22 protein-coding genes and 4 pseudogenes are annotated in these 25,303 nt (G+C 67.2%); 4 read left to right on the forward strand and 22 right to left on the reverse strand.

Translation table 11 applies throughout. The features are described 5' to 3' along the window. Positions 1-41: 41 nt before the first annotated feature. Positions 42-1,658, reverse strand: a complete 1,617-nt coding sequence (guaA, locus tag H0I39_RS19375; protein ID WP_180551560.1) for a glutamine-hydrolyzing GMP synthase — start codon at positions 1,656-1,658, stop codon at positions 42-44. Between the two features lie 298 nt (positions 1,659-1,956). Between guaA and H0I39_RS19380 the strand changes: the two genes are divergently transcribed. Continuing rightward, positions 1,957-2,217: a hypothetical protein gene (locus tag H0I39_RS19380; RefSeq protein ID WP_180551561.1), complete on the forward strand. Its 261-nt coding sequence runs from the start codon at positions 1,957-1,959 to the stop codon at positions 2,215-2,217. A 335-nt stretch (positions 2,218-2,552) separates the two neighbouring features. Here H0I39_RS19380 and H0I39_RS19385 read toward each other — a convergent pair whose 3' ends face one another. From H0I39_RS19385 to guaB, 5 genes and pseudogenes are all read right to left on the reverse strand, one after another. Beyond that, positions 2,553-3,194, reverse strand: coding sequence for an IS1595 family transposase (locus H0I39_RS19385; protein WP_180551890.1), 642 nt, complete (start codon positions 3,192-3,194; stop codon positions 2,553-2,555). Between the two features lie 220 nt (positions 3,195-3,414). Further along, positions 3,415-3,867 (reverse strand): DIP1984 family protein, encoded by a 453-nt coding sequence (locus tag H0I39_RS19390; RefSeq protein WP_180551562.1) that lies wholly within the window; start codon positions 3,865-3,867, stop codon positions 3,415-3,417. 9 nt (positions 3,868-3,876) lie between these two features. Then, the gene (locus H0I39_RS19395; RefSeq protein WP_180551563.1) at positions 3,877-4,194 is read right to left on the reverse strand and encodes a CcdB family protein; all 318 of its coding nucleotides are present in this window, start codon (positions 4,192-4,194) and stop codon (positions 3,877-3,879) included. After that, positions 4,194-4,442 carry a type II toxin-antitoxin system CcdA family antitoxin gene (locus tag H0I39_RS19400; protein WP_180551564.1) on the reverse strand — a complete coding sequence of 83 codons (249 nt, stop codon included), beginning with the start codon at positions 4,440-4,442 and terminating at the stop codon, positions 4,194-4,196. The genes H0I39_RS19395 and H0I39_RS19400 overlap by 1 nt, the downstream gene beginning before the upstream one ends. A 98-nt stretch (positions 4,443-4,540) precedes the next feature. Next, positions 4,541-6,009: pseudogene (gene guaB / locus H0I39_RS19405) on the reverse strand (IMP dehydrogenase). A 259-nt stretch (positions 6,010-6,268) separates the two neighbouring features. Between guaB and H0I39_RS19410 the strand changes: the two are divergent. Continuing rightward, entirely contained in the window at positions 6,269-6,739 is a 471-nt protein-coding gene (locus H0I39_RS19410) for a DUF4124 domain-containing protein (RefSeq protein WP_307776848.1), read from the forward strand. Positions 6,740-6,852: 113 nt separating this feature from the next. Here the strand turns inward: H0I39_RS19410 and H0I39_RS19415 are convergent, their stop codons facing one another. Next, positions 6,853-7,194: an RnfH family protein gene (locus H0I39_RS19415; RefSeq protein WP_180551565.1), complete on the reverse strand. Its 342-nt coding sequence runs from the start codon at positions 7,192-7,194 to the stop codon at positions 6,853-6,855. Next, a complete protein-coding gene (locus tag H0I39_RS19420; RefSeq protein ID WP_180551566.1) occupies positions 7,191-7,640 on the reverse strand; it encodes a type II toxin-antitoxin system RatA family toxin in 450 nt (149 codons plus the stop codon). The genes H0I39_RS19415 and H0I39_RS19420 overlap by 4 nt, the downstream gene beginning before the upstream one ends. A 94-nt stretch (positions 7,641-7,734) precedes the next feature. Here H0I39_RS19420 and smpB point away from each other — a divergent pair, with 94 nt between their 5' ends. After that, positions 7,735-8,217: an SsrA-binding protein SmpB gene (gene smpB / locus H0I39_RS19425; protein WP_180551567.1), complete on the forward strand. Its 483-nt coding sequence runs from the start codon at positions 7,735-7,737 to the stop codon at positions 8,215-8,217. A 100-nt stretch (positions 8,218-8,317) separates the two neighbouring features. Next, complete coding sequence (locus H0I39_RS19430) at positions 8,318-8,725, forward strand: COG4315 family predicted lipoprotein (RefSeq protein WP_180551568.1); 408 nt, start codon at positions 8,318-8,320, stop codon at positions 8,723-8,725. A gap of 553 nt (positions 8,726-9,278) precedes the next feature. Here the strand turns inward: H0I39_RS19430 and H0I39_RS19435 are convergent. From H0I39_RS19435 to H0I39_RS19500, 14 genes and pseudogenes are all read right to left on the reverse strand, one after another. After that, complete coding sequence (locus H0I39_RS19435) at positions 9,279-10,418, reverse strand: enoyl-CoA hydratase/isomerase family protein (RefSeq protein ID WP_373368357.1); 1,140 nt, start codon at positions 10,416-10,418, stop codon at positions 9,279-9,281. Positions 10,419-10,573: 155 nt separating this feature from the next. Further along, positions 10,574-11,461 (reverse strand): annotated as a pseudogene (locus H0I39_RS19440) (DMT family transporter); the annotation flags it as partial. Next, a complete protein-coding gene (locus tag H0I39_RS19445) occupies positions 11,458-11,733 on the reverse strand; it encodes a hypothetical protein (RefSeq protein ID WP_180551571.1) in 276 nt (91 codons plus the stop codon). The pseudogene H0I39_RS19440 and the gene H0I39_RS19445, both read right to left, overlap by 4 nt. A 34-nt stretch (positions 11,734-11,767) precedes the next feature. Then, positions 11,768-12,310, reverse strand: a complete 543-nt coding sequence (locus H0I39_RS19450; RefSeq protein WP_180551572.1) for a hypothetical protein — start codon at positions 12,308-12,310, stop codon at positions 11,768-11,770. Continuing rightward, positions 12,265-12,765, reverse strand: a complete 501-nt coding sequence (locus H0I39_RS19455) for a hypothetical protein (protein WP_180551573.1) — start codon at positions 12,763-12,765, stop codon at positions 12,265-12,267. Before H0I39_RS19455 ends, H0I39_RS19450 begins: the two co-directional genes overlap by 46 nt. After that, positions 12,752-14,581 carry a translational GTPase TypA gene (gene typA / locus H0I39_RS19460; protein ID WP_180551574.1) on the reverse strand — a complete coding sequence of 610 codons (1,830 nt, stop codon included), beginning with the start codon at positions 14,579-14,581 and terminating at the stop codon, positions 12,752-12,754. The genes H0I39_RS19455 and typA overlap by 14 nt, the downstream gene beginning before the upstream one ends. A gap of 28 nt (positions 14,582-14,609) precedes the next feature. Next, positions 14,610-15,590 carry an O-linked N-acetylglucosamine transferase, SPINDLY family protein gene (locus tag H0I39_RS19465; protein ID WP_180551575.1) on the reverse strand — a complete coding sequence of 327 codons (981 nt, stop codon included), beginning with the start codon at positions 15,588-15,590 and terminating at the stop codon, positions 14,610-14,612. Beyond that, positions 15,544-16,854 carry a tetratricopeptide repeat protein gene (locus H0I39_RS19470; protein WP_180551576.1) on the reverse strand — a complete coding sequence of 437 codons (1,311 nt, stop codon included), beginning with the start codon at positions 16,852-16,854 and terminating at the stop codon, positions 15,544-15,546. The genes H0I39_RS19465 and H0I39_RS19470 overlap by 47 nt, the downstream gene beginning before the upstream one ends. Positions 16,855-16,915: 61 nt before the next feature. Beyond that, positions 16,916-17,866 (reverse strand): tRNA pseudouridine(55) synthase TruB, encoded by a 951-nt coding sequence (gene truB, locus H0I39_RS19475; protein ID WP_180551891.1) that lies wholly within the window; start codon positions 17,864-17,866, stop codon positions 16,916-16,918. After that, entirely contained in the window at positions 17,866-18,258 is a 393-nt protein-coding gene (gene rbfA, locus H0I39_RS19480) for a 30S ribosome-binding factor RbfA (RefSeq protein WP_180551892.1), read from the reverse strand. The genes truB and rbfA overlap by 1 nt, the downstream gene beginning before the upstream one ends. A 94-nt stretch (positions 18,259-18,352) precedes the next feature. After that, positions 18,353-21,178, reverse strand: a complete 2,826-nt coding sequence (gene infB / locus H0I39_RS19485) for a translation initiation factor IF-2 (protein ID WP_180551577.1) — start codon at positions 21,176-21,178, stop codon at positions 18,353-18,355. Between the two features lie 23 nt (positions 21,179-21,201). Next, positions 21,202-22,685: pseudogene (nusA, locus tag H0I39_RS19490) on the reverse strand (transcription termination factor NusA). Positions 22,686-22,747: 62 nt separating this feature from the next. Further along, the gene (gene rimP / locus H0I39_RS19495; protein ID WP_180551578.1) at positions 22,748-23,329 is read right to left on the reverse strand and encodes a ribosome maturation factor RimP; all 582 of its coding nucleotides are present in this window, start codon (positions 23,327-23,329) and stop codon (positions 22,748-22,750) included. A gap of 244 nt (positions 23,330-23,573) precedes the next feature. Then, a pseudogene (locus H0I39_RS19500) lies at positions 23,574-25,178 on the reverse strand (ABC transporter ATP-binding protein). Between the last annotated feature and the right edge of the window lie 125 nt (positions 25,179-25,303).

The raw sequence follows: 25,303 nt of genomic DNA on the forward strand, positions 1-25,303 counted from the left end.
AAAAACCGGAACGCTATGGGAAGTCCTGAAACTGGAGAAATTTACTCCCACTCAATCGTCGCCGGCGGCTTGCTGGACACGTCGTAGGTCACGCGGTTGATGCCGCGCACTTCGTTGATGATGCGGCTGGACACGCGCTTGAGCAGGCCGTAGGGCAGTTCGGCCCAGTCGGCGGTCATGAAGTCGCTGGTCTGCACGGCGCGCAGGGCGACGACGTAGTCGTAGGTGCGGCCGTCGCCCATCACGCCCACGCTCTTCACGGGCAGGAAGACGGTGAAGGCCTGGCTGGTCAGGTCGTACCAGCTCTTCTGCGAGTTGGGCTCGATGGTGGAGCGCAGTTCCTCGATGAAGATGGCATCGGCGCGGCGCAGCAGGTCGGCATACTCCTTCTTCACCTCGCCCAGGATGCGCACGCCCAGGCCGGGGCCGGGGAACGGGTGGCGGTACACCATGTCCTGCGGCAGGCCTAGGCCCACGCCCAGTTCACGCACCTCGTCCTTGAACAGGTCGCGCAGCGGCTCCAGCAGCTTCATGCCCAGCTGCTCGGGCAGGCCGCCGACGTTGTGGTGGCTCTTGATGACCACGGCCTTCTTGCTCTTGGCGCCGCCGGATTCGATGACATCCGGATAGATGGTGCCTTGCGCGAGGAACGTCGCGCCCTTGTGGCCCGCGCCGCTGGCCTTGAGCTTCTCGGCCTCGGCCTTGAACACGTCGACGAACAGGCGGCCGATGATCTTGCGCTTCTGCTCGGGGTCGGCCACGCCGGCCAGCTCTTTCAAAAACAACTCGCTCGCGTCCACCCGCACCACCTTGGCGTGCAGCTTGCCTTCGAACATGTCCATCACCATGTCGCCCTCGTGCAGGCGCAGCAGGCCGTGGTCGACGAACACGCAGGTCAGCTGGTCGCCGATGGCGCGGTGGATGAGCGCGGCGGCCACGCTGGAATCGACGCCGCCCGACAGGCCCAGGATCACCTCCTCGTCGCCCACCTGGGCGCGGATGGCCTGCACGGCTTCCTCGATGTGGTCGCGCATCACCCAGTCGGCGCTGGCGCCGCAGATGTCGAGCACGAAGCGATCCAGCACCGCCCTGCCCTGCACGGTGTGCGTGACCTCGGGGTGGAACTGCACGCCGTAGAAGCGGCGCTCTTCATCGGCCATGCCGGCGATGGGGCATGAGTCGGTGCTGGCCATCAGCTTGAAGCCCGGCGGTAGCTCGGTCACCTTGTCGCCGTGGCTCATCCACACCTTCAGCATGCCGTGGCCTTCGGGCGTGGTGAAGTCGGCGATGTCCTTCAGCAGCGCAGTGTGGCCGCGCGCGCGCACTTCGGCGTAGCCGAACTCGCGGTTGTGCCCGCCCTCCACCTGGCCGCCGAGTTGCTGCGCCATGGTCTGCATGCCGTAGCAGATGCCCAGCACAGGCACGCCCAGCTCGAACACGGCGGGCGGTGCCTTGTCATCCACCTCGTACACGCTGGCGTGGCTGCCGGAGAGGATCACGCCCTTCAGCTGCCCGTCGGCCGCGTACTGGCGCACCCAGTCGTCTGTCACGTCGCAGGGGTGCACCTCGCAATACACATGCGCCTCGCGCACGCGGCGGGCGATGAGCTGGGTGACCTGGGAGCCGAAGTCGAGGATGAGGATCTTGTGGTGGGACATGAGAGCAGCCGAGGGGCGCGCGGAGCGGATAGGGCGGTGTGCCGGAAAACCCTCTATTTTGGCCGATGCGGCCGCGCGCGGCACAAGCGCGCCGCCTCCGCAAGGCCAGCGCACGCCGCGGCCACGGCTATGTTGCGAGGCAGACCAGTGCTTCGGGCACGCCGGGCGCTTCTCCTACTGCCGCAAGCGCCATGCACCGGTGCGGTGGGCGCGGCTGCGACCACAAGATGGCGGTGTGTGGTCGCGCCTGACGGCGCGCTCCTCGCACTTCTCTTCCAACACATATCAGGAGTTCCCCATGTCCAAACGCAACACGCTCGCCTTCACCGCCGCCCTGCTGATGGCCGGTGGTGCCTTTGCACAGGCCCCCGTCAACACCACCACCACGCCGCCCCAGCCCACCGCCACCGAGCAGGGCCAGCCCCGCCCCGGCCAGTTCAACCCCGCAGGCCCCGCAGGTGCGGCCAGCCAGCCCGCGCCGGCTGCAACCACCACGACCACTGCACCGGCCCCCGCACCCGCGCCGGCCCCGCGTGCCCCGCGCGCCGACCGCGGCTGATCAGGCACACAGCCTCAACGTCAAAGCCCCGCCATGGCGGGGCTTTTTCATGGGCGCAGCACTGTGGCGCGCGGGCGGTGCAAAGAAGGTGGAGCGTACCGTCAGCACATGGTGGTGAGGTGTGCGGGGTGCGGTGTGCCGGGTCAGGGGTGGCGGGCTGATGGGTCATCGTGTGGCGCTGCCCTTCGCGCCAATACGCTAGGCCCCAGTATGTTTTCAACCCCCTGGCGCCCACGCCGGGGTCTTGTGCTCGCCCGGTACGCTCCAGAAACATCAGGTTTGCAGGTTCACTAAGGGGGGACCTCTCAAATTAGGGTCTTAGGAAGCAAACGCTATCAAAGCGGATTGTTTCTGAGCAAGGATAGCAATGCTTGGTAGAGGTTCTGATTTCGATGATTGAAGCGAAACTCGGTCTCCTTCAAGTGCAGATAGAACGTCTTGCGCGGCACGCCATTGAACTGCGCCAGTCGCCGCTTGGCCAAGCTCCAGAAGCTCTCGATGCCATTGACATGCACCGAGCCACGTGCGAACTCATTGGCCCCGTGGCTGACCCGAAAGTGCTTGTCAAAGCCCACGTCCACCAGCCCGTCGTAGCCTCTCCAGCCATCAGTGTGAATGATGCTGGCAATGTCGGCCTTGCCCCGGATGATGGCCTGCAAGGTGCGTTTGGAGGCATCGGGCACGATCTCGGTGTAGACACAGTCGCCTCGCTTGAACAAACCAAAGACCACCGTCTTGCGGCCCGCGCCGCGGCCGCGCAAGCCGCGTACGCGCCGGGGACCGAAGTAGGACTCATCGGCTTCGAGCTCTCCGACAAAGGGCGAGCGCGCTTCACAGTGCTCGGCCATGCGAGCACGCATGCGCAGATAGATGCTGTTGACCGAACGCAGCGACAGCCCGCACAGTTGGGCGCAGTCGGTGGCCGTCAAATCCATGGCGAAGTAGCGCACGAGCTGGCGAAACTTCGCTTCACTGATCTTGGAACGCCTGAAGTACCTGTTTTCTGAATCACGATAGGAAGTTAGCTCACTTGGTAGAGAGGTTTGCTTCCTAAGACCCTTATTTAATGATTGAAAACAGGCTTCAGCGCCCAGTCATCGGGCGCCAGCAGCTCTTTATTTCATACTGCAACATGGCGCCAAATGGCTATCGCCTGTTCTGGCCGCTTGCAGGTGTGTGCGGGCGCCGTGGCGCGCTTCACAGCTCGGTGCGCCAGTTGGTCTCCTGCACCTGCACGTTCAACTCGCGGATCTTGCGGCTCAGGTCTTCCATCTGCTTCTGCGTGGCCGCCACGTCGATCTGCGGCACCCACTTGATCTCGCGCATGCTGTAGCGGTCGGCCTCCTTGTGCGTGGCCTCCACCGCGCTTTTCAGGATGCCGTGCTGCTGCATCAGCACGTCGCGCGCCGCCAGCACCTCGGTCAGCGGGCGGCCGTCGGGCAGTTTGGCGGCGGCGTTGGCGGCGTCGATCTTCAGCACCAGCGCCTGCTGCTCGGCAATCACGGCAAAGCATTCGGCGATCAGCTTGGCCACGTCCTCGCGCGGCGCATCACCCTCCTGCGCCAGCGCGTTCTGCGCAATGCGCTCGCGCAGCGAGAGGATTTTCTTCTTCTGATCGGCGCGGATCAGCAGGGCTTCGGCGAGTTTCATGATGAGGAGTCAATAACCTTGAAACAGGAAATCCAGCGCAGCCAGGATGCGGTCTTGCTCATCCGCCATCGAGGCCACCGGCTGCTTCAACACGCGCTGTGGCACAGCGGCGAGCTTGGGCGTTTCCATCAGGCAAGCCGTGCCGTTGACATCGAGCGTCGGCATCAAGCGCTCGGGAATCTTGACCTCAGCAAACTGATCCGCACTGCGCAGGGGCACCACCACACGGCTGTCCAAGCCGCTCAGCAGATCGGTCTGAACATCCAGTAGAAAGGGCGTGGTACGAGCGTGCGGCCCTGGATTCGGGTACACGTCGAAGCGCGCCATCAGAACGTCCTGAACTCGGCCAACGGCAAGCCTTCGACTTCCAGCGTGGCGTTGTAGGCAGCCACGAAGTCGGCGTGTTCGTGCTGCCAGCGGCGCGCTTGCTCCTGCCGCACCACTTCGCGCAAATGGCGGTCACACACTTGCGACACGTTGATGCGCAAAGCCTTGGCCGCGTCGAGCACGTCGGCACTCAGGCTCAGGTTGGCAGAGCGCTTGGGCGAGGAGGAAACAACAGGTAGTGTAGACATGGCGGGTGCGCAGAGAAAATGCGCATAGATTCATGCGCATAGTCTAGATGCAAACCGGGCAGTAGGCAACGGCGCATCCAAACGCCGCCGCCCGTGCGTCAATCCGCCCGATAATTCGGCGCCTCTTTCGTGATCTGCACATCGTGCACGTGCGATTCACGAATGCCGGCGGCGGTGATCTCGACGAACTCGGCCTTGTCGCGCATGTCCTCGATGGTGGCGCAGCCGCAGTAGCCCATCGACGCGCGCAGGCCGCCGGACTGCTGGAAGATGATGGCGACCACGCTGCCCTTGTAGGGCACGCGGCCTTCGATGCCCTCGGGCACCAGCTTGTCGGCGTTGGGGTTGCCAGTGCTGCTTTCCTGGAAGTAGCGGTCGGCACTGCCCTGCTGCATGGCGCCGATGCTGCCCATGCCGCGGTAGCTCTTGTAGCTGCGGCCCTGGAACAGCACCACTTCGCCCGGCGCCTCTTCGGTGCCGGCGAACATGCCACCCATCATCACGCTGCTGGCACCAGCGGCGATGGCCTTGGCGATGTCGCCCGAAAAGCGCACGCCGCCGTCGGCGATCAGCGGCACGCCGGTGCCGTGCAGCGCGGTGGCCACGTTGTCGATGGCGGTGATCTGCGGCACGCCCACGCCGGCCACGATGCGGGTGGTGCAGATGCTGCCGGGGCCGATGCCGACCTTCACGCCGTCGGCCCCGCCTCCACCAGCGCGCGCGCGGCGGCGCCGGTGGCGATGTTGCCGCCTATCACCTGCACCTGCGGATAGTTCTGCTTGACCCAGCGCACGCGCTCGATCACGCCCTGGCTGTGGCCGTGGGCGGTGTCGACGATGAGCGCATCGACGCCGGCCTTGACCAGCGCCTCGACGCGCTCCTCGGTGCCGGCGCCCACGCCCACCGCGGCGCCCACGCGCAGGCGGCCGTGGTCGTCGCGCGCGGCGTTGGGGAAGGTGGTCTGCTTGGTGATGTCCTTCACCGTGATCAGGCCCTTCAGGCGGTCCTGGTCGTCGATGATCAGCAGGCGCTCGAGCTTGTGCTTGTTCAGCAGCGCCTTGGCCTCGGCGTGGCTGGTGCCCTCGGGCACGGTGACCAGGCGCTCGCGCGGGGTCATGATCTCGCGCACCGGCACGTCGTAGCGCGTCTCGAAGCGCAGGTCGCGCCCGGTGACGATGCCGACCACGCGGCCATGGTCGATCACCGGAAAGCCACTAATGTCCAGTTCGTCGCTGAGTTGCATCACCTGCAGCACGGTGTGCTCGGGCGTGATGACCACCGGGTCGCGCAGCACGCCGCTTTCGTAGCGCTTCACTTTCGCCACCTGCACGGCCTGCTCGTCGGCCGTCAGGTTCTTGTGCACGATGCCGATGCCGCCCTCCTGCGCCATGGCGATGGCCAGGCGCGCCTCGGTGACGGTGTCCATCGCGGCCGAGACCAGGGGCAGGTTCAGGCGGATGTTGCGGGAGAACTGGGTGGAGAGGTTGACGTCCTTGGGCAGGACCTGGGAGTACGCTGGCACCAACAACACGTCGTCGAAGGTCAGCGCTTTGCCGAGAAGGCGCATGGCTTGAGGCTCCAAAAGGCGGATTGTAAACAGGCTGTTTTGGGCCGCCCTTGCCGCGCGGCGGCTGGGCCGCCGGGCGCCGTGGGCGTGCATATCGCACGAATGAAGCGGCGCCGGTTGTCGGCTGCAGGCCACCGCGGGGCGTTTCAGGGTCTGACTGACACCGCACACCGCTACACTGCCTGCCCATGAAACCTGCCCGCGCCCTGCTTTTCGCGCTGACCCTGGCCGCCACCATGGCCGCGCACGCCCAGTACCAGTGGATCGACAAGGACGGCCGCCGCGTGTTCAGCGACCGCCCGCCACCCGCCGACGTGCCGCAGAAGAACGTGCTGAAGCAGCCGCGCATGTCGAACGCGCCGCTGATCACCACGGCACCGGCAGCGCCTGCCGCGGCCGCCAGCACCCCGCCGCGGGCGAGGCACCCAACGCCGCCACCCGCCCGGCGGCAGCCGCCAGCGCTGCGCCCGCCGGCGTCGACAAGGCGCTGGAAGAGAAGAAGAAGCAGGCCGAGGCCGCCGAAGCCGCCAAGAAGAAGGCCGAGCAGGAAAAGGTGGCCGCTGCCCGCGCCGAGAACTGCAAGCGCGCCATGAACGCCAAGGCCACGCTGGATTCGGGCATGCGCATGGCGCGCCTGAACGACAAGGGCGAGCGCGAAGTGCTGGACGACGCCCAGCGCGCGGCCGAGCTGAAGCGCGTCAACCAGATCATTGCGCAGGATTGCAAATAAGCATCCCATCGGGCTTCAGCGCCCGTCCATAAAGCGCCGACAGCTATCTAAACCATAGCATTGGCACAAAAAACGCGCCACCCGGCGCGTTTTTCATGGGGCCGCACGCCCGCTCAGTAGCCCGGCTTGGCACCCGGCCGCCGCCTGGCAAACAGGCCCGCCGCACGCGCACCCTGCTGGCCGAAGCGCTCGCGCCGCGCCAGCTTCGGGTCCACCCGCAGCGGGCGCCACACCTCCACCCGGTCGCGATCGCGCAGGGGCTGATCGGGCGGCGCCTTGCGGCCCCACACGCCCACGTGGCCGGGCTCGATGTTCATGTCGGGAAACCGCGCCAGCAACCCGCTGGCGGCCAGCGCCTGCTGCACCGTGCTGCCGGCAGGCAGCGTGACGGCCACCTCGTGCACTTCGCGCGGCGCCGGCGCGTAGGCAACGATGACGTTGAGCAGCGCAGTCACGCCGCGGCGCTGCCGTACACCTGCTCGGCGCGCTGCACGAAGGCGTCGACGAAGCTGCTGGCGATCTTGTCGAACACCGGGCCGACCAGCGTGGCCAGCAGCTTGTTGGAGAAGCCGTAGTCCATCTTCAGGTCGATGCGGCAGGCGCGCTGGTCTTCGCCCACGGGGGTGAAGGTCCACACGCCCTCCAGTTTGGAGAACGGGCCCTTGACCAGGTGCAGGCGCACCTCGCGCCCCGGGATGTGCTCGTTGCGGGTGACGAAGGTCTGCTTTACGGCCTTGAAGGCGATGCCGACCTCGGCCGTCATGCCGTTGTCGGTGCGCTCCAGCACCTTGCCGTGGCTGCACCAGGGCAGAAATTCGGGGTAGCGCTCGACATCGATCACCAGGTCGAACATCTCCTGCGCGGTGTACCAGATGAGGACGGACTTGTGGACGGATTTCATACAATGCGCGTTTGCCCGCGATTCTAGGCGCCCTTCCCCAGGCGCCTGCCGCGCGAAGCTTGCAAAAGCGCCCGTGGCGCTTCATATGCCCCAGATGGCCACCAAGAAAAAGCCCGCATCGTCCAGCCCGGTCATCGCCGAGAACAAGAAAGCCGCGTTCAACTACTTCTTCGAGGAGCGTTACGAGGCCGGCATGGTGCTGGAAGGCTGGGAGGTGAAGGCCCTGCGCGCCGGCAAGGCGCAGCTGACCGATGGCTACGTGGTGATCCGCAACGGCGAGCTGTTCGTCATCGGCTGCCAGATCAACCCGCTGGGCACGGCCAGCACCCACATCCGCCCCGACGCCGTGCGCACCAAGAAGCTGCTGCTGCACGCCGAGGAGATCAAGCGCCTGATCGGCAAGGTGGAGCAGAAGGGCTACACGCTGGTGCCGCTGAAGCTGTACTGGAAGAACGGCCGCGTGAAGTGCGAGATCGCCCTGGCCAAGGGCAAGGCCACGCACGACAAGCGCGACACCATCAAGGAGCGCGAGGGCAAGCGCGAGGTGGAACGCGCCATGAAGCAGCGCCACCGCTGACACGCCAGCGCGCGCGATGCGGCCTGTTGTCCGACAGGCCGATGCGGCGCGCGGGGACTACACTCTTGCGGTTGTCCACTTCGCCAAGAGGAGCCTTCGCATGAACATCAAGACCCTGACCGCCGCCCTGGCCACCGCCGCCCTGCTGGCCGCCTGCGGCACCACCAAGACCACGGCCCCGGCCGCCGGCGCCAAGCCCAGCACGCTGACGCAGGCCGCCGACGGCACGCTGATCGGCCCCGATGGCCGCACGCTGTACGTGTTCGCCAAGGACGTGGCCGGCAGCGGCAAATCCACCTGCGTCGACGCCTGCGCCGCCAACTGGCCGCCGCTGGGCGTGGCCGCCACCGCCGTGCCGCTGGGCGACTACACCATCATCACCCGCGCCGACGGCAGCAAGCAGTGGGCCTTCAAGGGCATGCCGCTGTACTACTACGCCAAGGACACCAAGTCCGGCGACCGCCTGGGCGATGGTGTGGGCGGCAACTGGAAGATCGCCAAGCCCTGACTGAGTGCTGACGAGCGCCCTGCCCTGCGCTCAACGAAAAAGCCGTGGCGTGCCACGGCTTTTTGATGACTCGAAAGAAAGCAGCTTGAAAAACCCTTGAACGCAGAAATCGCCAAGGCAGCGCGGAAGACGCGAAAAACATCGTCTGCCGGTCATCAAGGAAGCTTGATTGTCAAGAAGTCTCCGATGGCGCGCGGACCTTGTCCGCTGTGTGGGAGCGGGCTTGCCCGCGATCAAGCGTTCGTCGCGGCGAGGCGCCTCATCGCGGGCAAGCCCGCTCCCACAACACTGCCAGGGACTTCTTGATGATCAAGCAAGAAAGATGGCCACCATCGCTTGTGAACGCTGAAGTGGCGCAGGGTTTTCAGCATCCTGTTCTGCGCCTATTGCGAAGTCTTGGCGTTCTTTTGCGTTCAAGAATTCAGCATCAAGCAGGATAAAATCTATACTATTAGGGAGTATATGATTTTAGCGCCCGTCAATAGGGCGCTGACGGATAGCATAGCGGGAGTATACGGCGGCGCCCCTGCGCCACATCGCACCCAAAGCGCGATCACAACCCCGCCAGCGGATGCCCCTTGGGCGCCCAGGGGCTGACGAAAAAGCGCGCCACCATCTCGGGCGTGATGTCTTCGATGCGCGCCGGGTTCCAGCGCGGCGCGTGGTCCTTGTCCACGGCCAGCGCGCGGATGCCTTCCACCGTCTCGCTGTCGGCGCCGGCGCGCTGGTGAAAGCAGTGGTACACCAGATCGCGCTCCATGCGCAGCTCGTCGGCCAGCGCCATGTGGCGCGCGCGGCGGATCTGTTCCAGCGTCACGTGCAGCATCAGCGGCGAACGTGTGCGCAGTTCTTCGGCCGTTTGGCGTGCCCATTCGGCGCTGGAGGCCTCCAGCGCGGCGATGATGGCCGGCATGCTGGGCAGGCTGAAATAGTGGTCGATCTGGGCGCGATCGCTGATCTGATCTGCGCCGCCCGCTGCGAAATGTGCAGCAACCCAGCGCTGCACCGCCGCGCCGCTGTCCCAGGCCGTGTCGGCCAGGTGCTGCCAGAGGGCGGGCAGCTCGGCCGAGGCCACGCAGCCGTCGGCCAGCCGGGCTGGCACGGCCTCGTCTCCCTTCAGCACATGGCCCGTCAGCGCCAGCCATTCGCCCACGTGTCCCGGCGTGCGGCTGAGGAACCAGCCGCCGCCCACGTCGGGGAACAGGCCGATGCGCGTCTCAGGCATGGCCATCTTGGTGCGCTCGGTCACCACGCGCAGGCTGCCGCCTTGGCTCAGGCCCATGCCGCCGCCCATGACGATGCCGTCCATGAAGGCGATGTAGGGCTTGCCGTAGGTGTGGATCAGGTGGTTGAGCGCGTATTCCTCGGTGAAGAAGTCGCCCAGCGCCTCGTCAGCCGCGAGCGCCGCCTGGTGAAAGAAGCGGATGTCGCCCCCGGCACAGAAGGCGCCAAAGGGCGCGAAGCCCTCGCCCGCCTTGCCCATGCCGCGGATCGCCACGGCGTGGATGCCCGCGTCGTGCTGCCAGCCGCGCAGCGCGTCGGTCAGCAGTCGGATCATCTGCAGCGACAGGGCGTTCAGCGCCTTGGGGCGGTTCAGCGTGATCAGGCCCAGGCCGCCGGGCGTGCGCTGGGTGATGACCAGCGGCGCGCTGGCAGGATCGGTGTTCGAAGGGTGGTTCTTCGTCATTCGCAGATCATATCAAAATGATAGCTTCCAGCGCCCACCTGTCGGGCGCTGGAGGCCAATTTGGCTTGTGAAAAGTCGCGCAGGCGACGCCGGCGCGCCCTAGGCCGGCCCGAGCGGTGCGACATCGCTCTCGTCCGCCGCTGGCGGCCCCGCCGCACCGCGCGCCAGCCCAGCAGCTCATTCGCCAGCAGCGCGCCAATGACCAGTGTGCCGCCCGCCAGCACCTCGGGCCGGGGCGCTTCGCCCACGATCAGCCACACCAGCGCGATGCCGAACACGATCTCCAGCAAGCCCAGCAGCGCCACCTCGGCGGCCGGCAGCACGCGCGCGCACAGCACCGCCAGCACGCACGGAATCGCCAGCTGCGTGAAGCCCAGAAACGCCAGCCAGCCCAGGTCGCCCGCCGTGGCCTGGAACGGCCAGGCCAGCGGCAGCGTGACGGCGCTGGAGATCAGCGCGCCCAGCAGCACCGCCGGCACCAGGTCAATCGGCTCGCCCTGCGCCTGGCTGCGCTGCACCACCGTCCAGTTCACCGCCGCGGCCATGGGCACGCCCAGCGCGACGATGGAGCCCAGCCACTGCGTCGCGCTTTTCGCATCGCCCGCCCCAAGACCGAGCTGCCCGACGAACATCCACGCCATGCCGAGGCCGCCCACCACGATGGCCGCCCAGGTGCGCGCCGGCAAGCGGTGGCCGGTCACCACGCGGGCGATCAGCGCCGTCAGCAGCGGGCCCAGCGCCATGGTGACGAGCACGCGCGCCACGCCGGTCATCGTCAGCGCCACCATAAAGGCGGTGAACATCACCGCCCAGCACACGCCCGACAGCCAGAATGTGCCGCGCCGCCACGGCAGCCGCGCGAACACGCCCGGCCCTTGCCACAGCGGCAGGATGACGAGCAGCGACAGCGCGTTGAAGGCGCTGCGCCAGAACGTCACCTCGAACCCCTGCGCCACCTGCAGCTGCCGCGTCACCACGCCGGCGGTGGACCACAGCAGCGTGGCCAGCACCATCATCCACGCGGCGCGGGCGTGAGACCAGGGCTTCATGGCGTCGCCTTACCCGCGCGCGTAGCCGCGTAGAACTCGTCGACGCGGTCGGCAAGTGGCTCTGCGTCGTACTGCCACCACCAGCCACCAACGCCGCGGCGCACTGACAATTCGATCGGCCCCGCGTGCTGCAGACTCGCCCAGAATTCGGGTATGGCAGTCGGATGAATGTCCGGCAAAGCACCCGCACCATCGAGCGCACGCAGTCGCGGCGGCTTTTCCGCCAGCGCCTCAAAGGACACGGTCTGCGCCGGCACCCGCCAGAAACCCATGCCAACCCCAGCTGCGGCCCAGCCAGCGCGGCGGCTACACCCAACAGCACGCTGACGACCCCTTGGCCAGCGGAAATTCGCCAGGGCTGGCGCGCGCCTCGGTTTCGCGCGGCAGCTCCGGCCACAGCCAGAGCGCGGCTAGCAGTGCCGTGACGACACCGAGGACCACGTAATCCCGTTCGCTGGGCGCCACGAAAAAGTGCTGATATCGCGTGAAATACGCCAGCCATGCTGCCAGCGCCACCAGTGAAAAGAACCCGGCGATGGCAAGCCGCAGGCGTGGATAACTCAGAAGGTCCAGCCCGCCGACCTGACGCCCGCCCGTGACCTCGGGTAGCACGACGCCGCGTGCTGCCAAAGCCTGCGACAGAGGCAATGCCCGCAGGTTGTCGTTCAGCACCTGCCGGTTCTGCGGCAGCTGCCAGCGCACCAGGCCGAGCGTACGGTGCGGCTTGCGGGCGGGCGGCAGCGGCTCGTCCGTGAGGATCCAGCTCGCGGCGAGAAGCGCGCGCAGGCCGCTCGATCCCCAGCTCAGACGATAGGTACGCAGCGGATCAGCCCCGAAGGGCGCCCCCACCCAATGGAGCTGCACGCGACCTGCACGCACTCCATCAAGATCGAGCTGCCAGTCGAGCCAACGCGACAGAATCGGCAGGCTGGATTGGTAACGAAGCCGTTTGCGGTCGAGCACCAGCCGGCCGCCCCAGCCCCGGAAAGCACCACCCACACGATGACGGGCATCAGCAGCAACTGTCCCGCCATGCCCAGCCAGCGGAGCGGCTCCTTGCGCCAGATGTCCAACAGCGCTGGCCACGCCGCCGGCCAGCCATCGGGGTGGCGCTGCGCCACCGCCAACAGCACCACCACCGGGATCGCCAGCACCAGAACCAGCGTGGCCCATGGGATGGCCTTCACCAGCGGGCGCAACGCCGGCCGCGTATCCGTGATTACGTTGCGGCGGCGGAATACCAGCGTGTCCGCGGACGTGGTCTGCGACTCGCCAAACGCAGGCGCCCGCTCAAGCACCTTCACGGCTCGCCCGCTTGCGCTCGTGCTCCTTCAGGAAGCGCTTGCGCAAGCGGATGCTCTTGGGGGTGATCTCGACCAGCTCGTCGTCCTCGATGAACTCGACCGCGTATTCCAGCGTCAGCAGAATCGGCGGCGTGATCTTGATGGCGTCTTCCTTGCCGCTCACGCGGAAGTTGGTGAGCTGCTTGGTGCGCGTGGCGTTCACCACGAGGTCGTTGTCGCGGCTGTGGATGCCGATGATCATGCCCTCGTACACCGGGTCGCCCGCCTTGACGAACATGCGGCCGCGGTCGTCCAGCTTGCCCAGCGCGTAGGTGAAGATTTCGCCATCGTCCATGCTGATCAGCACGCCGTTCTTGCGCCCGCCGATCTCGCCCTTGTGCGGCTCGTAGCCGTCGAAGATGTTGCTGATCAGGCCCGTGCCGCGCGTCAGGTTGAGGAACTCGTTGGTGAAACCGATCAGCCCGCGCGCCGGGATGCGGTATTCCAGCCGCACGCGGCCACGGCCATCGGGCTCCATGTTGATCAATTCGCCCTTGCGCTCGCCCAGCGCCTGCATCACGCCGCCCTGGTGGTTCTCCTCGATGTCGGCGGTGACCATCTCGATCGGCTCGCATTTCTCACCGCCGATGTCGCGAAACACCACGCGCGGCTTGCTCACGGCCAGTTCGTAGCCCTCGCGGCGCATTTCCTCCAGCAGGATGGTCAGGTGCAGTTCGCCCCGTCCGGCCACTTCGAACACGCCGTCCTCGCCCGTTTCCTTGACGCGCAGGGCCACGTTGCTCTGCAGCTCTTTCTGCAGGCGGTCCCAGATCTGGCGGCTGGTGACGAACTTGCCCTCGCGGCCCGCCAGCGGGCTGGTGTTGACGCAGAAGTTCATCGTCAGCGTCGGCTCGTCGATCTTCAGCATCGGCAGCGGCTGCGGGTTGGCGATGTCGGTCACCGTCACGCCGATGTTCAGGTCCTCGATGCCGTTGATGAGCACGATGTCGCCCGGGAAGGCTTCCTTGACCTGCACGCGGTCGAGCCCCTCGAATGCCAGCACCTGGTTGACGCGGCCCTTGTACTGCTTGCCGTCCGGGCCTTCCATCACCAGCACGTCCTGCGCCGGCTTCAGCGTGCCGGCGTTGATGCGGCCCACGCCGATGCGGCCGACGAAGGTGGAGTAATCCAGCGCCGAAACCTGCAGCTGCAGCGGCGCAGCGGCATCGCCCTCATGCGGCGGCACGTGCTTGAGGATGGTGTTGAACAGCGGCGCCATGTCCTCGCCCCACTGCTCGCCCGGCGCGCCCTCTTCCAGGCTCGACCAGCCGTTGATGCCCGAGGCGTAGACCACCGGAAAGTCGAGCTGCTCGTCGTTGGCGCCAAGCTTGTCGAACAGGTCGAACGCGGCGTTGATCACGTAGTCGGGCCGCGCGCCGGGCTTGTCGACCTTGTTGACGACGACGATGGGCTTGAGGCCCAGCGCCAGCGCCTTCTTGGTGACGAAGCGCGTCTGCGGCATCGGGCCTTCCTGCGCGTCGATCAGCAGCACCACGCCGTCGACCATGGACAGCGCGCGCTCCACCTCGCCGCCGAAGTCGGCGTGGCCAGGCGTGTCGACGATGTTGATGTGCGTGCCCTGCCAGGACACGGCGCAGTTCTTGGCCAGGATGGTGATGCCGCGCTCGCGCTCGATGGCGTTGTTGTCCATCACGGTGTCGACCACTTTCTCGTGGTCGGCGAAGGTGCCGGACTGGCGCAGCAGCTGGTCGACCATGGTGGTCTTGCCGTGGTCGACGTGGGCGATGATGGCGATGTTGCGAATGGGACGGGTCATGGTGCTTGGTTCCGGAAAAATCAAAAATTCATTGGGGCAGGGGCGCGACCACCAGGTGATCCGGCGGCTGGCCCCGGACGTGGCGCTCCCACGCCAGATCGAAGGCGCGCTCCAGGTGGCGCGCAAAGCGCTCGGCGTCGAACAGGGGCAAGGTCTGCCGCGTATCCATCAGTTGGCGCCGGATGGCCTGCAGCCGCTCGGGCGCGGCCGACAGCGACAGCGCCAGCGCGCGATAGGCCTGCGGGCTGTCGGCCACCAACTGCGGTAGCTCGCAGGCGTGCAACAGGCTGGCGGCAACCCGCGATGCAAAGGTGCTGCCAGCATGGGTGATCAGCGGCAAGCCGGCCCACAGCGCGTCGCTGGCGGTGGTGTGGGCGTTGCAGGGCCAGGTGTCCAGAAACAGATCGGCTTGCGCATGCCGCGCCAGGTGCTGGGGCAATGGCGCGCGCTCGGCAAAGACCAGCCGCGCCGGGTCGACACCCTGCGCCGCTGCGGCGGCGCGCAGGTTGCGCTGGGCGTCGCCCTGCTCGGCCAGCAACCACAGCACGCTGCCCGGCCGCTCGCGCAGCAAATCCATCCAGAGCGCGAACACCTCGCGCGTGATCTTGTAGTTGTTGTTGAAGCAGCAGAACACGAAAGCGCCGTCCGGCAGGCCCAGCGCGGCGCGCGCCGGCACCTGCGGATCCATCATTCGCGTGCGGTCGTTGGCCTGATAGCTGACCGGCAGTTCGATGATTTTTTCGCTGTAGCCGTCGCGCGCCTCGGGTGGTACGACGATGCGGTCGGCCACCTGGTAATCGATGGCGCCCGGCATGCCCAGCGTGCCGGGGTAGCCGATGTAGTGCATCTGGATCGGCGCCATCCGCTCGGCAAACAGGCGCGGGCGACTTTGGTGGGTGTAGCCCTTCAGGTCCACGGCGATGTGCAGGTCGAGCGCCCGCGCGCGCTCGATCACCTGCGGATCACCCTGCCGGCCAACGGCTTCGAAATGCTCGAATGCGGCCTGCACGCGCGCGCATGGGGTCAGGCGCATCCGTGCGGTAACGCCCCAGGCACAGCCCGAACACCTCGAAGCGCGAACGGTCGTGCCGCTCGAACAGGCCGGCCATCAGCACGCTGGTGGCGTGCTGGTGAAAGTCGCTCGAAAAATAGCCCACCCGCAGCCGCGCCGGGCGCGGCTTGCCCACGTGCACGCGCCAGCGGCCGGGCTCGGTAGGTGCCACGTGGGCAAAGCGCCGGGCGCAGTCCTGTTCGGTCACGGCGCGCAGCTCGGCGGCGCCCACCGGCAGGCTGAGCAGCCGCCAGGGCTGCAGGCCTTCGATGCGCCCCTGCTGCCACTGCGTGCGCAAGGCTTGCAAATGTCGATCCAGCGCGTCCCAGTCGCACTGCACGCTGTCGAGCGTCAGCAGGTTGTTCAAGGCGACGGTGTCGCCGGGGTCGCGCTGCAGCGCCTGTTCCAGCCACTGGCGGGCCTCGGGGTTTTGCCGGTCCGACACCAGCACCACGCCCAGCGTCCGCGCGGCCGCCTGGCCGCCGCCCAGCTCGACCGCGCGCCGCGCCCATTGCGCCGCCTCGTCCGGGCGCTCCAGCCGCGCCAGCACCTGCGCGGCGTTGCTCCAGGCGTCCACCAGGTTGGCATCGATTTGCACCGCACGTTGATAGCTCCGCAGCGCCTGAGCGTCGTCGGACAAACGGTGCCAGACCATGCCCAGCCCGTTCCAGCCAGCAGCCAGGCCCGGATAGCGGGCCACCACGGACTGCATGATCGCCAGCGCCTCGCCAAACCGGCCCAGCGCGCACAAGGCCTGGGCCTGATTGCACAGTGGATCGGGGCGCTCGGGCGCCAGCTCACCAGCACGGCGAAACGCATCGAATGCGGCGCCGGCGTCGCCCTGGCGCATCAGCAGGTTGCCACGATTGAAGTGGGCGGCAGCCTGCTGCGGATCGAGCGCCAGTGCACGCGCCAGGCTGTCCAGCCCGGCATCGACCTGGCCCAGATCGGCCTGGATGTTGGCCAGGTTGATCCACCCAGCCGCCTGCTGTGGATGGCGATCGACCCACTGTTGCTGACGCTGCAGCGCTTGTGGCAACTCTCCCAGGCGCTGGTGAGCCAGCGCCGCCAGCTGCAGCACGTCATCGGCGGGTTGCGACGCATCCAGTGAGGGCGCCAGCAGCGCCAGCACCTCGGCGCACGCCCCGGCCTGCCAGGCCCGCAGGACCTGCGCCCATTGCTCGGCCGGCGCCATGGCCGAAGAAGAAGGCGCGGTGCTCACCGGACTACCCTCCGTCCTGCGGGCTGCGGGTGCGAGCGCCTTCGGCGCGGCCGGTCGGCGCTCATGCAACCCCCAGCATCTGCTGCAACTCGACGGGCGAGAGCAGGCGCTGGGCGATCAGCTCGCCCGCGCGAACATGCGCGGTGCCCAGCAGCGCGCGCGGCCGCGCGCCGAACACGGCCACCTGCGCCGCATCGGGCCAGTCGCCACGCCGGCGCATGCCGGCCAGAAAGCGCCCGGCCTCCTCGCCTTCCAGGGTGATGGGTAAATGATCGGGCAGCAGGGCCTCGGGCGGCAGCAAGGCCGCCAGCCGCGCCGCGTCATCCAGCGCCTCCAGGGCTTGCAAGGTGATGCACTGGGCGGTGAGGAAGGGGCCGGTCGCGGTGCGGCGCAAGCGGCTCAGGTGCCCACCGCAGCCCAGCGCCTGGCCGATGTCTTCGCCCAACGTCCGGATGTAGGTGCCCTTGCTGCAGGAAACTTCAATATCGATAGCTACCAGCGCTTGCCCAGATTGCGCTGGAGCCATATTCAGCTTATAAATTTGGACGGTGCGCGCCGCGCGCTCCACCTCGATGCCCTGGCGCGCGTATTCATACAGCGCCTTGCCGTCCTTCTTCAGCGCGCTGTGCATGGGCGGCACCTGGGTGATGCGGCCCAGAAAGCGCTGGCGCACCGCTTCGAGCTGTTCGGCGGTGATGGCGGGGACCGCGCGTTGCGCCAGCACCTCGCCTTCGGCATCGCCGGTGGTGGTGGTCACGCCCAGCTGGATCGTGGCCTCGTACGTCTTGTCGGCGTCCAGGTGCAGGCCGCTGAACTTGGTGGCCGCGCCAAAGCACAAGGGCAGCACGCCGGTGGCGAGCGGATCGAGCGTACCGGTGTGGCCGGCCTTTTCGGCACGCAGCAGCCACTTGGCCTTCTGCAGCGCCTGGTTGCTGGACAGGCCCAGCGGTTTGTCGAGCAGCAACACCCCATGCACCGGGCGCCGCTGCACCCGCGCACGAGGAGCAGCCATCACGATGCGTCGTCTTCCTTCGAGCGCGAGGCCACCGCCTTGGCGATCAGCGCGTTCATGTCGGCCGCGCGCTCGGTGGTGCGGTCGAAGATGAAGTGCAGCGTGGGCACAGTGTGGATGTGCAGGCGCTTGAACAGGCCGTTGCGCAGGTGGCCGGCGGCGTGGTTGAGCGCCTCCTCGGTCTCGGCCGGGTCACCCGTGAGCAGGCTGAAATACACCTTGGCGTGCGCGTAATCGGGCGTCACCTCGACGGCGTTCAGCGTGACCATGCCGACGCGCGGGTCCTTCAGCTCGCGCGCGATCAATTCCGACAGATCGCGCTGGATCTGGTCGGCGACGCGGTAGCCGCGGTTGGGGTGGAATGCTTCTTGGGCATGAAGAGAATGACAAATGCCGGACGCAGAAATTGCGCAGAAGGCGCAAGAGATTCAAAACAAAATTTTGCGTTCTCTGCGGAACCTCTGCGTCCTCTGCGTTCGGCTGTTCTTACAGCGTCCGCGCAATCTCCTTGATCTCGAAGATCTCCAACTGATCACCTTCCCTGATGTCGTTGTAGTTCTTGAGCTTGATACCACACTCGAAGCCTTCCTTGACTTCGCGGACGTCGTCCTTCATGCGCTTGACCGATTCGATCTCGCCCGTGTAGATGACCACGTTGTCGCGCAGCAGGCGGAAGTGCGCATCGCGCCGCACCACGCCACTGGTGACGTAGGAGCCGGCCACGGTACCGATCTTCGAGGCCACGAACACGGTGCGGATCTCGGCCGTGCCGATGACTTCTTCCTTCTGCTCGGGCGCCAGCATGCCCGACATGGCGGTCTTCAGCTCGTCCACAGCGTCGTAGATGATGCTGTAGTAGCGGATGTCGATGTCGTTGCCCTCGGCCAGCTTGCGCGCACCGACGTCGGCACGCACGTTGAAGCCGATGACCACCGCGTTGGAGGCGATCGCCAAGTTGATGTCGGACTCGCTGATGCCGCCGACGCCGGTGTACACCAGCTGCACCTTGACTTCGTCGGTCGACAGCTTGAGCAGCGACTGCGACAGCGCTTCCTGCGAACCCTGCACGTCGGCCTTGATGATGATGGGCAGGGTCTTGACCTCGCCCGCCGTCATGTCGGCGAACATGTTCTCCAGCTTGGCGGCCTGCTGCTTGGCCAGCTTGGTGTTGCGGAACTTGCCGGCACGGTAGGTGGCGATCTCGCGCGCGCGGCGCTCGTCGGCCATCACCATGAAGTCGTCGCCGGCCTGCGGCACATCAGCCAGACCCTGGATCTCGACCGGGATCGAAGGACCGGCGGACTTGGCCTGACGGCCGTTCTCGTCCAGCATGGCGCGCACGCGACCGCTGGTCTGGCCGGCCAGCACCACGTCGCCCACTTTCAGCGTGCCGGACTGCACCAGCACGGTGGCGACCGGGCCGCGGCCCTTGTCCAGACTGGCTTCGATCACGATACCCTTGGCGGCTGCCTCGACCGGCGCCTTCAGCTCCAGCACTTCGGCCTGCAGCAGCACGTGCTCCAGCAGTTCGTCGATGCCCTGGCCGGTCTTGCTGGACACCGAAACAAACGGCGAATCGCCGCCGAATTCCTCGGGCACCACTTCTTCGCCCACCAGCTCGCCCTTGACCTTGTCGGGGTTGGCCTCGGGCTTGTCGGACTTGGTGATCGCCACCACGATCGGCACCTGCGCCGCCTTGGCGTGCTTGATGGCCTCGCGCGTCTGCGGCATCACGCCGTCGTCCGCAGCCACCACCAGGATGACGATGTCGGTGGCCTGCGCGCCACGGGCACGCATGGCGGTGAAGGCCTCGTGGCCCGGCGTGTCGAGGAACGAGACGACGCCGCGCGGCGTTTCGACGTGGTAGGCGCCGATGTGCTGCGTGATGCCGCCGGCCTCGCCCACCGCCACCTTGGCGCGGCGGATGTAATCCAGCAGCGAGGTTTTGCCGTGGTCGACGTGGCCCATGACGGTGACCACCGGCGGGCGCGGCAGCGCCTCGGCGGCGGCGGCCTGCACCTCGTCCTCGGTGAAGGCCTCGGGGTCGTCCAGCGCTGCCACCACGGCCGTGTGGCCCATTTCCTCGACCACGATCATGGCCGTGTCCTGGTCCAGCGGCTGGTTGATGGTGACCATCTGGCCCATCTTCATCAGCGCCTTGATGACCTCGGAGGCCTTGACCGCCATCTTGTGCGCCAGTTCGGCCACGGTGATGGTTTCGGGCACGTGCACCTCGATCACGCGCTGCTCGACCGGTGCGGCCGGTGCACTGCGTTCGTCGCGATCACGATCGCCACGGCGGCCGCGCGGGCCGCTGCGCCAGTTGCCGCGGCCCACGCCACCACTGGTGTCGCCACGGGTCGGGATGCCCTTCTTCTTGGCCGGATCGCCGGCCCAGCTGGACGACAGCTTGGCCGACTTGACCTCCTTGTTGGCGGTGGTCGTGGTCTTGGCGGCGGTGCCGGCCGGCTTGGTGAGCGTGCCCTTGGCACCGGCCTTGGCTTCGTCGGCCTTGCGGTCTTCCGGTTTCTTGGCGACCAGCACCTTGCGCGGCGCGCTCATCATGGCGCGGATGGCCTCGGCTTCGGCCAGGGCCTTGCGGCGGCTTTCCTCCTGCTCGCGGGCACGGACGGCCTCGTCCTCGGCCTCGGCGCTGGGGGCAGCGGCCACAGGGGCGGGTGCGGGGGCCGGCGCTGGTTCGGCGGCAGGGGCCGGCGCCGCGGCGGGCTCGGCCAGCGGCGCAGGCGCGGATGCGGCAGGAGCGGCCGCAGGCGCAGGTTCGGCCGCGGGTGCCGGCGCAGCGGCGGGCGCGTCGGCGGCAGCCGTGCGCTCGGCCGCCTGGCGCTCCTGCTCTTCGCGTTGGCGACGTTTTTCGGCGGCCTCCTCTTCCTGGCGGCGCATCAGCTCCTGCTGTCGGCGCGCCTCGTCGTCGCGGCGGGCCTGCTCGGCGGCGTCGATCACCGGCGCGGCAGGAGCCGGTGCCGGGGCCTCGACCGGCTCGGGCGCGGCCACCGGCTCGTCGTCGCGCTTGACGAAGGTGCGCTTCTTGCGCACCTCGACCTGGATGGTGCGGGCCTTGCCCGTGGCGTCAGCCTGCTTGATCTCGCTGGTGGTTTTCTTGGTCAGCGTGATCTTGCGGCGCGGCGCGGCGTCACCGCCCTGCAGGTAGTTCAGCAGCTTCTGCTTGTCGGCGTCGGTCAGCGCGTCGGACGCCGATTGCTTGGGCACGCCGGCGGCCTGCAACTGCTCCATCAGGGTGTCAGCAGGGCGTTTGAGTTCGTTCGCGAATTCGGCAACGGTGATGTTCGTCATATTCGGTGCTTGTCTCCATACCCTTACTCTTGATCGGCGAACCAGTGCTCGCGCGCCTTCATGATCAGGGCGCGGGCGTCCTCCTCGGACTGCCCGGTGATGTCGGTCAATTCGTCAATGGCCAGGTCGGCCAGGTCGTCGCGCGTCTGCACGCCGGCCTCGGCCAGCTTGGCGATCAGCTCGTGCGTCAGCCCTTCCAGGTCGCGCAGGTCCTGCGACACCGACTGCACGCTTTCCTCGCGCGCAATCTCCAGCGTCAGCAGCGCATCCTGGCGCGGGCGCGCAACTCGTTCACGGTGTCTTCGTCGAAGGCGTCGATGTCCAGCATCTCCTGGATCGGCACGTAGGCGACCTCTTCCAGGTTGGTGAAGCCTTCCTCGATCAGGATATCGGCGATTTCCTGGTCCACGTCCAGCTTTTCCATGAACAGCTGGCGCGTGGCGCCGGTTTCCTCGGCCTCCTTCTGGGCCGATTCATTGGCGTCCATGATGTTGATCTTCCAGCCCGTCAGCTCGGACGCCAGGCGCACGTTCTGGCCACCGCGGCCAATGGCGATGGCCAGGTTCTCCTCGTCCACCACCACGTCCATGGCGTGCTTCTCTTCATCCACCACGATGGACGACACGTTGGCCGGCGCCAGCGCGCCGATCACGAACTGCGCCGGGTCCTCGGACCACAGCACGATGTCGACGCGCTCACCGGCCAGTTCGTTGGTGACGGCGTTCACGCGCGTGCCGCGCACGCCGACGCAGGTGCCGATGGGGTCGACGCGCTTGTCATGGCTCAGCACGGCGATCTTGGCGCGGCTGCCGGGGTCGCGCGCGCAGCTCTTGATCTCCAGCAGGCCCTGCTCGATCTCGGGCACTTCCTGGCGGAACAACTCGATCATGAACTCGGGCGCCGAGCGCGACAGCAGGATCGGCGCGCCGCGCAGGGTCAGGTCGACCTCCATGATCATGGCGCGCACGCGGTCGCCGTTGCGCAGGTTTTCCTTCGGAATCATCTCGCTGCGGCGCAGGCGGCCCTCGACCCGGCCGGACTCGACCAGGATGTCGCCCTTGTCCATTCGCTTGACGGTGCCGGTGAAGATCTTCTCGCCACGGCTCATGAAGTCGTTCAGCAGCATTTCGCGCTCGGCGTCGCGGATCTTCTGCAGGATCACCTGCTTGGCAGCCATGGCGCCGATGCGGCCGATGGGCACGGAGTCGACCGGCTCCTCGATGTACTCGTCGACCTCGATGTCCGGGATCTGCTCCTTGGCCTCGAACAGCAGGATTTCCTGGTCGGGCAGCTGCAGGCCCGCCTCGTCGGGCACCACGTGCCAGCGGCGGAAGGTCTCGTACTCGCCGCTGTCGCGATCGATCGCCACGCGCAGGTCGACCTCGCCCTCGTACAGCTTCTTGGCAGCCTGCGCCAGCGCCGCCTCGACGGCGCCGAACACCACGTCGCGCTCGACGTTCTTCTCGCGGGAAATCGCTTCGACCAGCATCAACAGTTCGCGATTCATGATTTCTACCTGTTCCAAATGCTCTTAAAACGAAAGCGCCTGCCGCGCCTTCCATCTGTTAGTCAATCTTCTTTCGCCCCAGATGGGGCCGACTTGCGGCCTTTGAAGTCCACCACCGGCGCCAGTCGCGTCGACTGCAGCTCATCCAGCGAGAACGTCAGGGCCTGCTCGGGTGCGGGCGGGCGCTTGGCGCTCACGCGCTGGCCCGGCTTGGCGGGGGCGGGCTCGTCGCGCCAGACGATCTGCCACTGCTCGCCCTCGGCCTTGTGCAAAGTGCCGCGGAATTTCTTGCGGTTGGCATGCACCTGGCCCGCCGCCGCCTGGCCGATGGGGGCCTTCAGCGCCACATCCACCAGCTCGCCCTCGAAGCGCTCGAAATCCAGCGCATGCCGCAGCGGACGATCAATGCCGGGCGACGAGACTTCGAGGCGCGCGTAATCGACGCCCTCCACCTCCAGCACGTATTGCAGCTGACGCGTGACGCGCTCGCAGTCCTCGACCGTGATCAGGCGATCGGCCAGATCGCCGGGTGACCAGGGAAAATCGATGGTGACGCGCAGCAATCCACCGGCGGAACGTTCAAGTTCCACCAACTCGAAGCCGAGGCCTCGCACGGTGTCTTCTGTCGTCTGCTGCAGCGTCACGTTATCCTGATGGCTCGCGGCCCACCTGAAAATCGATGGGCAAAAAAATGGGCGGGTTGGAAGCCGCCCATTTGGTCGTCGTCTAATCCATGGAATTATAGTACGAAAAGCGCCGTGCTGACAAGGACCTACGTGCGCCAAGGCGCCTGAGGCGCCTGGCGGCCGGGCAGAATCGATTTCCAAGCCGTTTTGGGCTCCAGCGCCCGTGTGCATTGCGCCATCAGCCACATAAACGATAGTTGAATCAAGCCGCGGCCAGCAGCTTCTGCGTGTACGGGTGCTGCGCAGCCGTCAGCACCTGACCGGCAGGACCGGCTTCGACCACGGCGCCGTCCTTCAGCACGATGACCTCGTGCGCCATGGCGCGCACCACATCCACGTCGTGCGTGATGAGCAGGTAGCTCAAGCCCCGCTCCCGCTGGAACTTCTGCAGCAGCGCCAGCACCTGCTTCTGGATCGTCACGTCGAGCGCGCTGGTGGGTTCGTCCAGCACCAGCAGCTGCGGCTCGACGATGAGCGCCCGCGCCAAGGCGATGCGCTGGCGCTGCCCGCCGGAGAACTCATGCGGATAGCGCGCCAGCAGGTGGGGAACTGCGCCTCGGTCAGCCCCACCTCGGCCAGCGCCGAGCGCACGCGGGCAGCGCGCTCGGGCGCCGCCACCTCGGGCGCGTGCACCAGCAGGCCCTCCCCACGATCTCCTCCACGGTCAGGCGCGGCGACAGCGACGAGAACGGGTCCTGGAACACCACCTGCGCCACGCGGCGCAGCGGCTTGTCGGCCGCGGCCTTCAGCTGCCAGCGCTGGCCCGACACCAGCACGTCGCCCGTGACCTGCGTGCGCGCCAGCAGGCCCAGCGCGGCCTGCGCCAGCGTGGACTTGCCCGAACCCGATTCGCCGATCACGCCCAGCGTGCGGCCGGGTGCGATGGCGAAATCGGCGCCGTGCAGCGCCACGAACTCGCCCTTTTGAACCAGCCGCGGATGCCGGGCAACGGCGTGGGGTAGACCACGCGCAGCCCCTGCGCCGCCAGCGCGGGCGTGGCGCCGGGCGCGTGCGGGCTTTCATCCACATCGCGCTCGGGCTTGCTGGCCATGAGCTTCTGCGTGTAGGGGTGCCGCGGTGCGTGGAAGATGTCGGCCGTGGCGCCCAGCTCCACCAACTGGCCGTGCTGCATCACCGCCACGCGGTCGGCAAAGCGGCGCACCAGGTTCAGGTCGTGCGTGATCAGCAGCACGGCCATGCCGTTGTCGCGTTGCAAGTCACCCAGCAGATCGAGAATCTGGCCGCGCAGGCTGACGTCGAGCGCGGTGGTCGGTTCGTCGGCCAGCAGCAGCTTGGGTTGGCAGGCCAGCGCCATGGCGATCATGGCGCGCTGGCGCTGACCGCCGCTCAACTGGTGCGGGTAGGCGCCGGCGCGGCGTTCGGGCTCGGGGATGCCCGTCTTTGCTAACAGTTCGATAGCTGCCTGCGCAGATTGGGCGGACGTCACCGCCCTTTTCAACCGAATGACCTCGGCAATCTGCTCGCCCACCGTCATCAGCGGGTTCAGGGCCGTCATCGGCTCCTGAAAAATCATGGCGATGTCGTCGCCACGCAGGCCGCGCAGCTCGCGCTCCGGCAGCGCCAGCAGGTCGCGTGTCTGCCGCCCGTCGTTGAACAGCGCCTGCCCGCTGATGCGCGCGCCGTGAAGCAGGCGCAGCAGCGCCAGCGCCGTCACCGTCTTGCCCGAGCCGGATTCGCCCACCAGCGCCAGCTTTTCGCCCGGCGCGATGGACAGCGAAACGCCCTCCACCACCGTCTTGGGGCCGAAGGCGACGTGCAGTTCTTGGACTTGAAGCAGATTCGACATCGGGTTCTAGCGCGGCTTGAACAGCCGGACGCAGAGGACGCAGAGATTTCGCAGAAGACGCAAAAACTCCAAAGTGATCTTCGCCTTGCTTCTGCGCCCTCTGCGTGACTTCTGCGCCCTCTGCG

It is taken from the genome of Ottowia beijingensis, assembly GCF_013423955.1.
GTDB classification, from domain to species: Bacteria; Pseudomonadota; Gammaproteobacteria; order Burkholderiales; family Burkholderiaceae_C; genus Ottowia; species Ottowia beijingensis.

Excerpts from the sequence above, each read along its gene's own strand:
- guaA (WP_180551560.1), bottom strand. The coding sequence starts at position 1,658 with ATGTCCCACCACAAGATCCTCATCCTCGACTTCGGCTCCCAGGTCACC.
- H0I39_RS19380 (WP_180551561.1), top strand. The coding sequence starts at position 1,957 with ATGTCCAAACGCAACACGCTCGCCTTCACCGCCGCCCTGCTGATGGCC.
- H0I39_RS19390 (WP_180551562.1), bottom strand. The coding sequence starts at position 3,867 with ATGAAACTCGCCGAAGCCCTGCTGATCCGCGCCGATCAGAAGAAGAAA.
- H0I39_RS19395 (WP_180551563.1), bottom strand. The coding sequence starts at position 4,194 with ATGGCGCGCTTCGACGTGTACCCGAATCCAGGGCCGCACGCTCGTACC.
- H0I39_RS19400 (WP_180551564.1), bottom strand. The coding sequence starts at position 4,442 with ATGTCTACACTACCTGTTGTTTCCTCCTCGCCCAAGCGCTCTGCCAAC.
- H0I39_RS19420 (WP_180551566.1), bottom strand. The coding sequence starts at position 7,640 with ATGAAATCCGTCCACAAGTCCGTCCTCATCTGGTACACCGCGCAGGAG.
- smpB (WP_180551567.1), top strand. The coding sequence starts at position 7,735 with ATGGCCACCAAGAAAAAGCCCGCATCGTCCAGCCCGGTCATCGCCGAG.
- H0I39_RS19430 (WP_180551568.1), top strand. The coding sequence starts at position 8,318 with ATGAACATCAAGACCCTGACCGCCGCCCTGGCCACCGCCGCCCTGCTG.
- H0I39_RS19445 (WP_180551571.1), bottom strand. The coding sequence starts at position 11,733 with ATGGGTTTCTGGCGGGTGCCGGCGCAGACCGTGTCCTTTGAGGCGCTG.
- typA (WP_180551574.1), bottom strand. The coding sequence starts at position 14,581 with ATGACCCGTCCCATTCGCAACATCGCCATCATCGCCCACGTCGACCAC.
- truB (WP_180551891.1), bottom strand. The coding sequence starts at position 17,866 with ATGGCTGCTCCTCGTGCGCGGGTGCAGCGGCGCCCGGTGCATGGGGTG.
- infB (WP_180551577.1), bottom strand. The coding sequence starts at position 21,178 with ATGACGAACATCACCGTTGCCGAATTCGCGAACGAACTCAAACGCCCT.